The organism is Kitasatospora sp. NPDC059747, assembly GCF_042732955.1.
Lineage (GTDB): Bacteria > Actinomycetota > Actinomycetes > Streptomycetales > Streptomycetaceae > Kitasatospora.
Window position 1 is genome coordinate 1 of sequence record NZ_JBHWGV010000114.1, and the last position, 13,607, is coordinate 13,607.

General features: G+C 73.1%; 14 protein-coding genes. 7 read left to right on the forward strand and 7 right to left on the reverse strand.

Features of this window, described 5'->3' with window-relative positions; translation table 11 throughout:
* Positions 1–559, forward strand: a 559-nt coding sequence (locus ACFV4G_RS34775; protein WP_380446180.1) for a LuxR C-terminal-related transcriptional regulator, incomplete at its 5' end; no start/stop codon positions are given.
* Between the two features lie 61 nt (positions 560–620).
* Here the strand turns inward: ACFV4G_RS34775 and ACFV4G_RS34780 are convergent.
* The 3 genes from ACFV4G_RS34780 to ACFV4G_RS34790 form a co-directional block, all read right to left on the reverse strand.
* Positions 621–1,745 (reverse strand): lanthionine synthetase C family protein, encoded by a 1,125-nt coding sequence (locus tag ACFV4G_RS34780; RefSeq protein WP_380446181.1) that lies wholly within the window; start codon positions 1,743–1,745, stop codon positions 621–623.
* Between the two features lie 280 nt (positions 1,746–2,025).
* Entirely contained in the window at positions 2,026–2,904 is an 879-nt protein-coding gene (locus ACFV4G_RS34785; protein WP_380446182.1) for an aldo/keto reductase, read from the reverse strand.
* On the reverse strand, positions 2,901–3,809 hold the full coding sequence (locus ACFV4G_RS34790; protein WP_380446183.1) for an NAD-dependent epimerase/dehydratase family protein: 909 nt from the start codon (positions 3,807–3,809) through the stop codon (positions 2,901–2,903). Before ACFV4G_RS34790 ends, ACFV4G_RS34785 begins: the two co-directional genes overlap by 4 nt.
* A 45-nt stretch (positions 3,810–3,854) precedes the next feature.
* Between ACFV4G_RS34790 and ACFV4G_RS34795 the strand changes: the two genes are divergently transcribed.
* Both ACFV4G_RS34795 and ACFV4G_RS34800 read left to right on the forward strand, forming a co-directional pair.
* A complete protein-coding gene (locus ACFV4G_RS34795; protein WP_380446184.1) occupies positions 3,855–4,400 on the forward strand; it encodes an Lrp/AsnC family transcriptional regulator in 546 nt (181 codons plus the stop codon).
* A gap of 167 nt (positions 4,401–4,567) precedes the next feature.
* On the forward strand, positions 4,568–5,740 hold the full coding sequence (locus ACFV4G_RS34800) for an alpha/beta fold hydrolase (RefSeq protein ID WP_380446185.1): 1,173 nt from the start codon (positions 4,568–4,570) through the stop codon (positions 5,738–5,740).
* A gap of 96 nt (positions 5,741–5,836) precedes the next feature.
* Here the strand turns inward: ACFV4G_RS34800 and ACFV4G_RS34805 are convergent, their stop codons facing one another.
* A complete protein-coding gene (locus ACFV4G_RS34805) occupies positions 5,837–6,469 on the reverse strand; it encodes a hypothetical protein (RefSeq protein WP_380446186.1) in 633 nt (210 codons plus the stop codon).
* Between the two features lie 134 nt (positions 6,470–6,603).
* Here ACFV4G_RS34805 and ACFV4G_RS34810 point away from each other — a divergent pair, with 134 nt between their 5' ends.
* On the forward strand, positions 6,604–6,909 hold the full coding sequence (locus ACFV4G_RS34810; protein WP_380446187.1) for a GNAT family N-acetyltransferase: 306 nt from the start codon (positions 6,604–6,606) through the stop codon (positions 6,907–6,909).
* Positions 6,910–7,049: 140 nt separating this feature from the next.
* Entirely contained in the window at positions 7,050–7,895 is an 846-nt protein-coding gene (locus ACFV4G_RS34815; RefSeq protein WP_380446188.1) for a methionyl-tRNA formyltransferase, read from the forward strand.
* Here the strand turns inward: ACFV4G_RS34815 and ACFV4G_RS34820 are convergent.
* From ACFV4G_RS34820 to ACFV4G_RS34830, 3 genes are all read right to left on the reverse strand, one after another.
* Positions 7,873–10,335: an ATP-binding protein gene (locus tag ACFV4G_RS34820; protein ID WP_380446189.1), complete on the reverse strand. Its 2,463-nt coding sequence runs from the start codon at positions 10,333–10,335 to the stop codon at positions 7,873–7,875. The genes ACFV4G_RS34815 and ACFV4G_RS34820 overlap by 23 nt on opposite strands.
* Before the next feature lie 79 nt (positions 10,336–10,414).
* A complete protein-coding gene (locus ACFV4G_RS34825) occupies positions 10,415–11,032 on the reverse strand; it encodes a DUF6879 family protein (protein WP_380446190.1) in 618 nt (205 codons plus the stop codon).
* Positions 11,025–11,294 carry a hypothetical protein gene (locus tag ACFV4G_RS34830; RefSeq protein ID WP_380446191.1) on the reverse strand — a complete coding sequence of 90 codons (270 nt, stop codon included), beginning with the start codon at positions 11,292–11,294 and terminating at the stop codon, positions 11,025–11,027. The genes ACFV4G_RS34825 and ACFV4G_RS34830 overlap by 8 nt, the downstream gene beginning before the upstream one ends.
* A 500-nt stretch (positions 11,295–11,794) precedes the next feature.
* On the opposite strand from ACFV4G_RS34830, the gene ACFV4G_RS34835 reads away from it, so the two are divergent.
* Positions 11,795–12,880, forward strand: coding sequence for a family 16 glycosylhydrolase (locus ACFV4G_RS34835; protein WP_380446192.1), 1,086 nt, complete (start codon positions 11,795–11,797; stop codon positions 12,878–12,880).
* Positions 12,881–13,079: 199 nt separating this feature from the next.
* Complete coding sequence (locus ACFV4G_RS34840; protein WP_380446193.1) at positions 13,080–13,529, forward strand: DUF6299 family protein; 450 nt, start codon at positions 13,080–13,082, stop codon at positions 13,527–13,529.
* The last annotated feature ends 78 nt before the right edge of the window (positions 13,530–13,607 follow it).

Consider the following 13,607-nt stretch of genomic DNA (forward strand, 5'->3'; position numbering starts at 1 on the left):
CGCGCGCCCGGCCGCCCGGCCCCCCCAACTCGGGGCAAACCGCAAGTTCCGCGACCCCCCCGCGCGGGTCGAGGGGGGGGGGGGGGGCCGGCCCCCCGCCCCCGCCGAGGCGGTCGCCCGGGTCCGGCGGGATCCCGGGCGCTTCCCCACCGGGCACCACCTGGGGCTGCGCCTGGTCGCCGAGGCCGCGCTCGCCGACGGCTGGGGCGACCCGGTGGCCTGGCTGCGGACCGCCGAGGAGTACTTCCACGCGCTCGACGTCCCGCCGGTGGCGGGCGCCTGCCGGGCGCTGCTCCGGCAGGCGGGGGCGAACGTCGCCCAGCGCCGCAGGGGCCGCGAGCTGATCCCGGCCGGGCTGCGCGCCCAGGGCGTCACGCCGCGCGAGTACGAGGTGCTGGCGCTGCTCGTCGACCGTCCCGGCAACCAGGACCTGGCCCGGCTGCTGTCGATCTCGCCGCGCACGGTCGAGAAGCACCTGGCCAGCCTGATCCAGAAGACCGGCCGCCCCGACCGGGCCGCACTCTGCCGGCTGGCCGCGGACCTGGCCGTGCACGGGTAGGGCACGCCCTGGGACCGTGCCGCGCGTACCGGGCCCGGTGGCGACGCGGCCCGGAGCCCGGTCACCGGGACAGTTCGTCGAGCAGGAAGTCCGCCGGGCAGCCGTGGTGCGCGCGGTGCAGCACGCGCAGCACGCCCGCCGAGCCGGTCAGGTAGTCGCAGGCGAAGCGGGACACGGCCTCGCCGGGCTCGGAGAGGAAGGCCGTGCGGACGACGTCGAGCCGACGCAGGGCGGTCTCCCGGTAGGCCCGGTCCCCGGTGATCTCGGCGGCGTCGAGCAGGGCGTCGGCGACACCGACCGTGCCGGAGCTGTGGCCGTGGCCGTGGCCGAAGCCCCGGCCGGGCACGTCCAGCGCGCGCAGCACGGCCCGCGCCTCGTCGAGGCCGCCGTAGCGCAGCAGTACCCTGGCGATGCCGGCGCCGCCCGCCTCGACGTACGGTCCCATGGCGCCCTCGTGCTCGAACACGGGCACGCCGTCGACGAGTCGGGCCTGCGCCAGCTCCCACGCGAGGGCGGCGCGACCGAGCCCCAGATGGCTCTCGTCACCCGTGACCTGGTACAGCCTGAGCAGGAACATCGCCACGCCGGCCTGGCCGAAGGCGAGACCCGTGAGCGGACCGTCCACGGAGAACTCGTTGAACTCCTTTAACTCGCCGAACTCGCCGATCCAGTAGGCGTGTTCGCCGTCGCGCCGCACGGTCTCGCGCAGTGCCCGCGCGCAGTCGAGGGCGGCGGCGAGGTCGCGTTCGTCGTGGCCGCGCACGTAGAAGCGCAGGTTCGTCATGCCGACGCCGGCGAGGCCGCGGTAGAAGGTGTGATCGCCCGACTCGGCGGCCCGCCGGTTGGCCAGGGCGAGCAACGTCCGTGCCTGGCCGCGGAATCCGAGCTCGTCGGAGGTCCAGGCGAGGCCGGCCAGGCCGTCCATGAGACCGGCGGGGTGCGTCGCCGGGTCGACCGCGTCGAGCCGCTCGCGCAGCCACTCCTTCCAGCCGGGCCGCAGTGGGACGCCCGAGGCGTCCAGCGCCCACAGGACGCCGCTCGCGCCGAAGCCGAGGCTCAGCGGGTTGGTGGCGCGGGCGAACGGGTCCGTGGGGAACAGCGTGCTGCACGCGGGGTCGGCGGCGGCCGCGACGAAGGCCGCGATACCGGCCACCGCCGTCCCGAACTCGTCCGGTTCGTCGCGCATGTCTTCCTCTGCGGTTCGTGCGGACGACCGCCCTCGATGGCCGGGAGGACGGCGCGATCCGTGCGGGGACGCTGCCCGCTGCCCCCGCACGGATCCGCCGGAGCAGCATCGGGTGGAGTTGCTGCTGCTTCGCGCCGGACTTCCCTCCGGCACACACAGAGCCAACACCGTCCGCCGCCCGCCCGCATGAGGGATCGGACCCCAGAATTCCGCCCGCCCCACCCACGTATCCGGCGTCCGCCGGGCGCGACCCGCGAATCAGCCGGGGGCGACCCGCGAATCAGCCGCGCGCAGCCGCTCGGCCGACCATCGGGAGCACGTTCAGTTCCTCCTCGGTCAGGACCAGTTCGGCCGCGGCGGCCGAGTCCCGGATCGTCTCCGGCCGGCTCGCGCCCGGGATCGGCAGCATCACCGGCGACACGGCCAGCAGCCAGGCGAGCGCCACGCGCTGCGGGCTCACCCCGCGCCCGGCCGCGACCTCGGCGAACGCGCCGCTCCCGACCGCGTCCGCCCGTCCGATGCCGCCGAGCGGGCTCCAGGGCAGGAACGCGAGGCCGAGTTCGGTGCACAGCTCCAGCACCGGCCGGTGCTGCAGGAACTCCGCCGAGAAACGGTTCTGGACGGACACCAGGGCGTCACCGAGGATCCCGCGCGCCTGCCGCACCTGCTCCACCGAGACGTTGGAGATGCCGGCCGCCCGGATCTTGCCCTCGTCGTACAGCTCGCGCACCGCGCCGAGCGAGTCCTCGTACGGGACGCGCGGGTCCGGGTAGTGCTGCTGGTACAGGCCGATCGCCTCGACGCCGAGGCGGCGCAGCGAGCCCTCGCAGGCCCGCTTGAGGTGGGCCGGGTCGCCGTCGATGGTCCAGGAGCCGTCGCCGGGCCGGCCGCGGCCGCCCTTGGTGGCGACCAGCACGCCGTCGGCGCCGGGGCCGTACGCGGCGAGGGCGCGGGCGACGAGGCGTTCGTTGTGGCCGTACTCGTCGGCGTGCCAGTGGTAGGAGTCGGCGGTGTCGATCAGCGTGATGCCGGCGTCGAGTGCGGCGTGGACGGTCGCGACCGCCCGTTCCTCGTCGGGGCGGCCCTCGACGGAGAGCGGCATGGCGCCGAGGCCGATCGCGCTGACGTCCAGGGATCCGAGGCGGCGGGTGGCGGTCATGCGGCGGCTCCTCGTCGAAGCGTCTCGGCGACGAGCTCGGGCAGCCAGTCGCGGGTGTGGGAGAAGGAGTAACCGAGCTGTTCGGCACGGGAGTTGTCCATGCCGTAGTAGCGGTCGAAGGAGAACGGCGAGGCCTCGTCGCCGGGCGCGGGTGCGGCCGTCCGGTACGAACTCCCCTGCGCGATCAGGTCGCAGAGGTCCGTGGCCGTCAACTCGCCGTGCGAGCAGGCGTTGACGGCCCCGGTGAACCGCGCGCCGGCCGCCCAGTGCAGGACGTCGGCCATCTCTGCCTCGTGCGCGTACGAGGACGGCAGGTTCGCCGGGTGGACGGCCACCGGGAGCCCGGCCTCGATCCGTTCGCGGTAGTGCGCGAGGCGCCCGGTGAAGTCGTCGGCGCCCAGCACGTGCCCGGCCCGGACGGCGACGAACGGGAACGCGTCACTGCGGGCCAGCACCGCCTCCGCCTGCCGCTTGCCCTCGCCGTACGATCGATCCCTGAACTTCCGGTCGGTCCACGGCAGTTCCAGCCGCACCGGCCACCGGGCCGGATCGACGACGTCCTCGCCGAGCGGCACACCGGCCGGCCGGTCCTCCCCCGTGTCGTACACCTCGATGGTGGACGTCATGACGTACCGCCCGACCCGCCCGGCGAACGTCCGCACGGCTCCCTCGGCGTGCAGCGGCGTGTAGCAGACCTGGTCGACCACGACGTCGAACTCCCGGCCCGCGAGCACCGCGCCCAGCGCCGCGGCGTCCTCCCGATCCGCCACCAGCCGCTCCACCCCGGGCGGTGGGGGCACCGACCCCCGGTTCAGCACGCTCACCCGCGCTCCCGAGTCCCGCAGCCGGGTGACCAGCCGCCGCCCGAAGTAGCGGTTCCCCCCAATGACCAGCACGTTTTCCATGCCCACAAGTGTTACCGTGCGGCGTCATCTGATGAAGGGGAGATCATGGGAGTTCAGGCGCTTCGACCGAAAGACCGACGGCAGACGGGCCCGGCCGCCGACGATTCCTCAGGACGGTCCGCCGCGCGCCCCGAGAGCGCCCTGGACGCCGTCGACCTGCACCTCCTGGAGCTCCTCCAGACCGAGGGCCGCATCACGCTCAGTGAGCTCGGCCGCCGCGTCAGTCTCAGCCCCGCCGCCGTCGGCGAACGCGTCCGCCGCCTCGAAGCCGACGGCACCGTCACCGGCTACGCCGCCCAGGTCTCCCCCGCCCGCCTCGGCTACGGCATCCAGGCCTTCGTCCGCGTCTCCCCGCACGCGCGCGTGACCGTCAAGTACCTCCGCAGCCAGGAACTCGTCCACCGCCCCGAGGTCCTGGAGGTCCACCACGTCATCGGCGAGGACTGCTGGATCTTCAAGATCGCCGCCCGCGACACGACCCACCTGGAAGAACTCATCGAACTCATCTCCATCCTCGGCCGCACCACGACGTCGGTGATCCTCTCCTCCCCCGTCACCCGGAACGCCGTCCTCCCGCCGCCGTCCCTGTAGCCCCCGTCATCAGCCCCGGCAACCGGCGCCCGACCCCGGGGCTCCGCAGCGCACGTCGTCCGAGCGGCCCAACCCGATGAGCGCCGGACCGTCCGCCCGGCGGACCCTTGCCTGAGATGGCCCCGGCCACCCAGCCGGGGCCGAGTCGACGGATCGGAGGGCGAACGATGCCCAACATCCCGCCCCAGGACCATGCCGTCCCGCACGTCTCGACCGTCCCCGCGAACCTCAACGAGCACGTCGAGCTGTTCGTCCGCGAGTACGACGGGACCAAGCCGCACCACGACCCCGAACCCGTCCTGATGCTGCACGGCCGCAGCGTCCCGGCCCTCGCCGGCTTCGACCTCCAGCACGACGGGTACAGCTGGGCCCAGGACCTGGCCCAGGCAGGCTACGACGTGTTCGTGATGGACCTCCAAGGCTCCGGCCGGTCACCGCGGCCGGAGATGGACAACCCGTGCAACGCCAACCCCGCACAGCAGAAGGCCGACCTGGTCCCCAACCCGCTGGCCGCGCCGTGCCCCCCGGCCTACCCGAAGCAGCTGGGCAACTCGCAGAGCGAGTGGGACGAGCTGAACACGGTCGTCGAGTTCGTCAGGAAACTGCGGAGCGTGCCACAGGTCGCGTTCGTCGGCTGGTCCGCGGCCGCCTTCGTGATGGGACCGTACGTCCTGCAGCATCCCGGCAAGGTGAGCAGCCTGATGTTCCTGGCGCCGATCTACCCGCCCCGCGGCAACGCGAGCAAGCCGGGCACCCGGTTCGGCGCACCGCATCCGCTGCCCCTGACCACCCCGGCCGCCCAGTTCGGCTTCCCGATGAACCTCCTCACGAAGGCCGACCTGACGCACGTGTGGGACCCCGAGCTGAAGTGCGCGGGCCAGCGGGAGAGCGGCATGGTCGACGTGGTGTGGGCGGCCATCATGGACAACGACGCCCTCGGCAAGACCTGGGGCCCGCTGAACTCCGGCGTGCCGGAGGGCGTCTGCCGGTTCCGCAACTCCTTCTGGTGGGGCTGGAACGACGCGACGGTGCCGCTCGACAACACCCTCGGCACGGTGGTGCCCGTCCTCCTCGTCTACGGAGAGGACGACACCCAGGCGATCCACCCGACGCCGGACGACAGGACCAACTTCTCGGTCCCCGCCCTCTATGCGGCCATCCCCGGGACCGACAAGCTGATGATCAGAGTGGCCTGCGCCGGCCACCAGATGGTCTGGGAGAACCGCGCCAAGGACCTGCACCACATGGCCCGCGAATGGCTCAAGCACACCGCCGTCGACGGGCTCAAGAGCGGCAGCTACGCCCTGGACACGAACGGCAACTACACCCCCTACCCCTGACGGCCAACCCCCGCCCCGAGACCCCTGCCGATCACCGGCGGGGGCCTCGGTGTTCTCGCATCGGCGTTCTCGCATCGGCGTTCTCGCAGAGGACGCTCACGGCCCGAAGGAGGACCCCGTGCCGTCCCACGACGCCTCGGGGCCCAGCGGGGAGACCTCGTCCGGAGTCAGGCCGGTCGCGGCCAGGAAGGCGGCCGCGACGTGCTCCCGCGGCGCTTCCTCCAGGTCCAGGACGACACCGCACTCCGCCGTCCACGCCACCGCCACCCGCTCGCCGGAGGCCAGCCGCAGGACGAGGACGTCGAGTTCGGCGCCCCCTTCCGTGACCGTCTGCGCGATGCCCAGACGCGCCTGCCCGGCCGGTTCGTCGAGGTGGAGGCGCAGCAGCGGGCGCGCCACACGGAAGGACGGCCACCATTCGTCGGTGTCGAGCGTGCGGAACGGCCGCTGCGGCCAGGGGCGCATGCGGTCCAGCGCGTCCCGCAGCAGGGCCAGGAACTCCCGGACGTCCTGCTCGCCGTGCGGCTGCGGGATCGCTCCCGTGATCAGGCTCCCGCCCGCCAGCGCGTCCCCCAACTGCTCGTATCGGACAGCGACTTCCTCGTCACCGAGCTGCCGGCCACGGACGATCATGCCGGCGACCCGCTCCGCCGCGGCCCGGTCGAGCACACCGAACTGCGCGGCGTACAGCACGCCGTTGGTGAATCCGCGCCACGTCTCCATCGTCATCCGCCCCCTGTCCTCGGGATCCGATGCTTCCACACTGCCACAGACGGTCGACACTGTTGAGATTTCAACTAGTTTCCGGCTAGGGTGGCCCTGCCGGCACCCGCCGGCCCCGCAACACCCCACAGGAGGAACCCATGGCACACCTCGTCACCGACAACCCCGGGAAGTCCCGTTTCGAGATCCACGAGGACGGCGAACTCGCGGGCTTCGCCGAGTACCACCGCTCCGGCGGCGAGATCGCCTTCATCCACACCGAGATCGACCCCCGCTTCGAGGGCCGCGGCCTGGCCGGCGGGCTGGCGCGCGCCGCACTGGACACGGCCCGCGAGCAGGCGCTCTCCGTCCTGCCGTACTGCCCGTTCATCCGCGGCTGGATCACCAAGCACCCCGAGTACACCGACCTCGTCCCGGCCTCCCACCGCGCCCGCTTCGGCCTCTGAGCCGCGCCTCACCGCGTCACCCCGGGAGTGGAGGAGCGCGGCGGACCGACTTTTCATTCTCGCGCGGTCGGCCGCCATTCATCCGACGGAACAGTGGAATTGACGCTTCGGCAGTTGGAGAACTGCTAGGGTCCCGAGCCGTGGAAGATCATCTGCGCATCGGCATTGCGTCCTTCGGGGTCCGCGAGTTCCAGGCCATCCATTCCGTGTGCCGACAGGAGGGGCACGATCCACTGGTTCACGTGTATTCGCGCTCGATGCGGCCCGGAAGGCCCACGGACGACCACGCGGCCGCAGCGGTCGGTTCCCTCCTCGGTGCGATCCCCGCCGGCGTCGACCTCCTCGTGCCGGGCAGCCCCGAGGGATTGGCGCGCGCCCTCGCCGGTTACGCCCTGGACCTCCTCGTCGTCTACGGCTTCAACTGGAAGCTGCCGCCGTCGGTCCTGGCCACGCCCCGCCTCGGCGTCATCAACGTCCACTGCTCGCTGCTGCCCGCCTACCGGGGGCCCGCGCCCGTGCTGTGGGCGATCCGCAACGGGGACCGCCACCTCGGCGTGACGGTCCACCGCATGGACGAGGACTTCGACACCGGCCCGGTGCTCGCCCAGCAGGACGGAATCCCAATCCCCGACGACGTCACGCCGGACATCCTCTGGCCACGGCTCCAGCCGGTCATTCGGAGGCTGCTCGCAGAATCGATCGGCCACATTTCGAACGGAGTTCCCGGAATTCCGCAGGACCACTCCCGCGCGAGCCGCGCAGGGCTGATGGAAGCGGAGTTCTCCGTCGTCGATCGCACCCGCACCGCACGCGAGATCCACAATCAGGTCCGCACCTTCCGTTTCATGGGGGCGGGCCTCGGCCCGACAGTCGACATCGACGGGCGCGCCCTCCGGGTGCTCCGGACCGCGCTGGCCCCGGCCGACGGCATCCGCCTCGACTGCGCCGACGGCCCGCTCTGGATCACGGAGTCGGCCCCCGGCTGATCCCTTCCCCGCCGGTCCCTTGCCGGCCGATGTCGTCCCCGCCGGTCCCTTCCCGGCCGATCCGCTCCCGCCGCTCGGCCGCCCGCGGATCGTCGAAGCCCGCGAGGAGGGCCAGCGCCTCGGTCCGGTGGCGGCGGGCCTCCTCCTCGCGGCCTGCCCCGCCGAGGGCGCGCGCGAGGTTGTCGAGCGCACCCGACAGCTGCCACTGGTCCGCGCACTCCCGGTGGATCCGCGCGGCGGCCTCGTGGAGACGAATGGCGTCGTCCGTCCGCCCGAGGTCGCGGCAGGCCTCCCCGGCCCCGTCGAGCGCCGTCGCCTCCCGGCTGCGGTCGCCCAGCCGCCGCTGGACGTCGACCGCCCGCTCGCACGCCCGCAGGGCCTCCCCGGGCCGTCCCGCCGCGCGTTCCACGTGGGCGAGCCCGACGAGCCAGTGCGCCTCCCACAGGTCGTTGCCCTCCTGGGTGGCGATCGCCAACGCGGCCTCGGCCGCGGCACGGGCCCCCGCGAGCGACCCCAGCCCGCGCCGGGCCCAGCCGAGGAAGTGCAGCGCGTTGCCCTCACCGCTCCGGTCGCCGAGCTCGCGGAACACCGCGAGCGCCCGCTCCAGCGCCTCGGCCGCCGGGCGGAAGTCGCCGAGTTCGCAGCGGGTCTCGGCGAGGTTCGACAGCAGCAGCGCGGCCCAGCGCCGTTCACTCAGGTCGGCGAAGATCGCCGCGCCGGCCTCGAAGCACGACCGGGCCTCGTCCAGCCGCCGCCGGCGCAGACCGAGCAGGCCGAGGGCGTTGACCGACACCGCCTCGCCGAACCGGTCACCGGTGCGGCGGCGGATCTCCAGGGCGGCGCGGTGGCACTCCTCGGCCTCGTCGAGCCGACGCGACTGGAAGTACGCCTTCCCCAGGTTCTCGTACGCCTCGGCCTCACCCGCGCGGCTCCCGTCCCGGGCGGCCGAGCCGATGCCGATCCCGGCCGTCGTCACCCAGTCCTCGAAGGCGTTCTGGTGCATGAACACGGCCCGCAGGACGACCGCCAGGCGCCAGGCGAGGTCGTGGCAGCCGGTCTCCGCGGCGGCCCGCACCGCGGCGACCAGGTTGCCGACCTCGGCGCGGTACCAGCGGAGCGCCGACGGGTGGTCGTCGAAGGCCAGCGGGACGACGTCCGCCGGAACCGGCAGGTCCAGCGCGTAGCGGTCGAACCGCGCCAGCGCCGACTGCGCGTTGTCCGCGGTGTGCAGGTACCAGGACAGGACTCGCCGCCGGACGTCACGGCGGGCTTCCGCCGACTCCGTCTCCTGGACCTGCGTGACCGCGTACGCCCGCAGGAGGTCGTGGAGCCGGTAACGGCCCGGGGCGCACTCCTCGACCAGGTGGGCACCGGTCAGGACGTCGAGCCGGCGGCGCGCCTCGGCGAGCGTGCTCCCGGCCAGCGCGGCGGCGGCCGGCAGGCCGAACTCGTCCCCCGGGTGCAGGCCGAGCAGCCGGAACTGCCGGGCGGCGGCCTCGGGCAGGGCCCGGTAGGACCAGGCGAACACGTGGTGCATCGCGTCCGTCTCCTCTTCGGTCTCCGCCGTCAGGACCTCCCACAGCGCGGACCGGTCCTTGAGTTCGGCGATCAGCTCGCACAGGAGCATCAGCGGCCGGCCCGCCGCGCGTTCGGCGGCGATCCGCAGCGCGAGCGGCAGGCCCGCGCAGAGCCGGGCCAGTTCGGCCAGTTCGTCCGGCCGGTCGGCCGTCCGGGACGCGGCCGTCACCGCGCGGAGCAGCAGGACGGCCTCGGCGTCCGGGAAACGCGCCAGGTCGAGCCGGTCCGCACCCTCCCGGGCCACCAGGCCGGGCAGACTGTTCCGGCTGGTGACCAGGGTCAGCGAGCCCGCCGCGCCGGGCAGCAGCGGCCGGACCTGCGCGGCCGTCGCGGCGTTGTCGAGCAGGACGAGGAGCCTGCGGTCGGCGGTCATCGAGCGGTACAGCGAGGCCCGGTCCTCCAGGCCGACCGGGACGGCCGCGGCGGGGAGCCCCAGGTCCCGGAGGAAACGGTCCAGGACCTGGCCCGGGGAGACCGGCGCGTTCGCGTCGTGGCCCCGGAGGTTGACGTACAGGGCTCCGGCGGGGAAGCGGTCACGGACCCGGTGCGCCCAGTGCAGGGCGAGGGAGGTCTTGCCGACCCCGGCCGTGCCGGTGACCACCACGACGGCCGACGGCACGAAGACCTCGCCCCCGCCGTCGGCCATCCGGTCCAGGCTTCCCAACTCGCCGCTCCGGTTGATGAAACGGCCGCCCGCATAAGGGAGTTGGTTGGGCCTCACGCTGAACGAGCGCTGTTCCAGCGGCTGGTGGAAGTGGATTCCGCCGTGAACGTCGTGCGCCTGGACGACGTCCCTCGCGGCCGCGGATCCGGCGATCCGGTTCGACTGCCAATCGCCTTTCGCCGAAGGCTCGTTCGGCACAGGTCCGTCCGGCGCAGGGCCGCTCGGCGACGGCCCGTCCGGCGCGCGGCCGCTGCGGTCGGATCCGCTCATCGAGCGGTCAGCACCGCTGCCCGGTGGGCGGCGAGAGGACGGCCACCTCCCGGGCGAAGAAGGCCTCCAGCGGCTCGCCGTCCGCGTAGAGGTCGGCGATGAACCGCCGGCAGCGCAGGATCAGGTCGCGGTCGGCGAACCTCCGGACGGATTCGAGGACGCCGTCCTCGTCGTAGACCGCCTCGTACATGACTTCGGAGCCGAGCGTGTAGATCTCCGGGAGGAGGCCGCCCGTCTCGAAGCACGCCACCCGCTCCGGGCCGACGACGCGGATCGGCCCGCCGCTCTGGTCACGGACGCGGAGGGCGTGGAGCTCCCACTGGAGGTAGGCGCTGATCGGCTCCTCCACGATCCGCACCCGGCACGCCGAGAATCCGCGTTCGGCGATCCTCCGGTGGTAGCCCTCCATGTCGGACCGGCCGGCTTCCAGAATTGCCGTGGAATTCTCCCAGTCACCGGTGGCAAAGGCCTCCCAGCTGTCGTATCCGGGCTCCTTGAAGGTTTGTCGGCGCTCCAGTTTCCAGAATCCCAGGGCGTTGATCCGCCAGAAGATTTCCTCGAATTCCGCGTAATAGTCCCGGAGCTCCATGCGCTCCCAGTCGGCCCCGGCCAGGAGTTCATGCATCCGGGATGTCCGCCTTCGCCGCGACGATCGTCGCACGCGGGATGACGACGAGCTGCTCACCAGGGTCGATACTCACGCCCTCGGGAAGTCTGTCCTGGTAGGAGGCGGTGAGGTCACGTCCGATGACTGCGACGTCCCCGTTGTCCAGCTCCCAGATGTCCGGGCAGCTGGCATTGCCGGAGGTCTGGCCGAGCTCGTGCGAGGACTTGCCCAGGCGGCGGGCGAAGGATGCCGCGGGGTCTGGTTCCCAGGTGACAGCCATGCATTCCCCGTCAGTACGAGAAGAATCGGGGTGACAAAATTTAGCGCAGCCACGGGCGACGGTCAAGGGAGTTTGTCGGAAGAGTCGGTCCGCGACTCCTGTTCTCATGGGCTTAACGGAATTCGGAAATCCACAAACGCGCGTCGCGCCCCCGCTGCGCCGCCGTTGAGTGAACGTTTCATCTGCGCCGGCCCCAGCGGATCGCCCAGGCCGGCCGCCGGGCAAGGTGGGGCGAGGCGCGGGGCGCGGGGCGCGGGTGACGGTGAGTTCGACGAACCGGATGACCGTTCATCAGCCGCTCCCGACACCTCGGTTGTCGGCGGGTCACCCACCCGGGCCCGTACGACGCGCGACTCCTCGGGGCGGGTGCCAGAGTCGTCGGTAGCGCGCTCACCACTTCAGGGCCGACGCCCCCGGCCCCCAACGTCCGGCCGTCATCCTCGGGCGGTCCCGTCGACGGCCGCGACCTGTCGCAGAACGGTGGATCCTCGGTGAAACCCTTGAAGTTGGCCGCTGCCGCCATGGCCGGCGCGGCCGTGTGCGCCCTCGTGTCCCCGACGGCCGTGGCGGCGCCGCACCGGAGCGCCGCGGTGCAGCCCTGGCCCTGGCCCTGGCCCGCACCGGGGACCGGTTCGTGGCCCTTCCCCGGCGGCTGGCCGACGCTCCCCTCGGTGCCGACGCTCCCCTCGGCGCCCCTCCCGTCGGCGCCGACGCCCACCGACCCCTCACCCCGGCCGCCGACCACCCCCGCGCGGCCCGCGCCCGCAGGGCCCGCCGGGCCGTGGGACCTCAAGTTCGCCGACGAGTTCGACGGCACGTCGGTGGACCGGACGAAGTGGTCGTTCCAGTCCGCGGCGGAGGCGGACTGGTCCGCCGCCCCGTTCGGGACGGGCAACCCGGACAACCAGCAGCTCGAATTCGACCAGCCGGCGAACTGCACCGTCTCCGGCGGCACGCTGGACATCACCGCGAAGCCGGATGACATCACCAGCGCCGGCGGCAGGCACTACGCCTGGTCGAGCTGCATGCTCAACTCGTCGCCGTCCTACGCCTTCCGCTACGGCTACACCGAGATCCGCGCCAAACTCCCGGCCCCCAAGGGCTTCTGGTCGGCCCTGTGGACGTGGGCGGCGCCCGGGGTCTCCATCCCCGCCAACGGTGAGACCGACGCCTTCGAGTTCTACTCGGACGACCACTCCCGGCTCCACCTCACCCAGCACAACCCGGGCGGAGCCCCCCAGGACCTCCTGCCCGGCTTCCCGTGGCCCGGGATCACCCGCCCCGGCCCGAACGTCCCCGGCCGGAATGTCCCCGGATCGAACGCCGTCGGCACCGTGCACCGGCCCGGGTTCGATCCGGCCGCGGACTTCCACACCTATGGCGTCGACATCGAACCGTCGGGAACGGACTGGTGGATCGACGGCCGGATGGTCTTCCACAGCAGCCGGACGTCGAACGGCCCGGTGAACGTCCTCCTCGACAACTTCGTCTACTCCAAGATCCCGCCGGTGCCGGGCAGCCGGGGCCACCTGCTGGTCGACTACGTGCGGGCCTGGCAGCGACCGGCGGCCTTCCCCGGACACTGACGGACCGGACCCTCCGCAGGGACCGCGCGCAGGCGGGAAGGGCGAGCGCTCGGGCGCCGCACCTCGGCCATGCCGGGAATCCGCGCAGAGCCATCCGGGTGGAGCCGCGTCCGGTGGCGGGTGGCGGCGTGCGGCAGGCCTGCGGCACGCGGTAGGTACGTCGGTGCACTCGCACCACACCTTCGGAGGACCCACCACCATGCGCAAGCTCAGCACGCTGGCCGCCGTGATCACCGCGATGATCGGCCTCGCCGCCCCCGGCACCGCGGCCACGGCCGCCACCACGCCGGCCGCCCCCTCCGACGCGGTGAGCGTCACCGGCGGCACCCTCGCCGACGACGGCACCGTCACGCTGACCGGCGGCTACCGCTGCGCCGACCACCCGGGCAAGGTCGTCCTGATCGGCAGCAACGTCATCCAGGACGGCCACCCCGAGTCGATCGGCGGGTTCAGGGCGCAGTGCGACGGCACCGAACGCACGTGGACCAACACCGGCCGCCCGATGACCGACGGCCGCCGCCCCGGCCCGCTCCTGCGCACCGGCCCGGTCACCGTGAAGGCGACCATGCTGACGATGGGCCCGAACGGCATGCCGCTCCCCCAGACCGTGGCCACCGCCGAGACCCCGATCGAGCTGCTGGCCGAGTGACCCGTGCCCGCAGGCCCCCGCCCCCCCGGGGCGGCCCCCCCGGGCGGGGGCGGGGCGGGGGGGGGGGGCGCGAGGGTC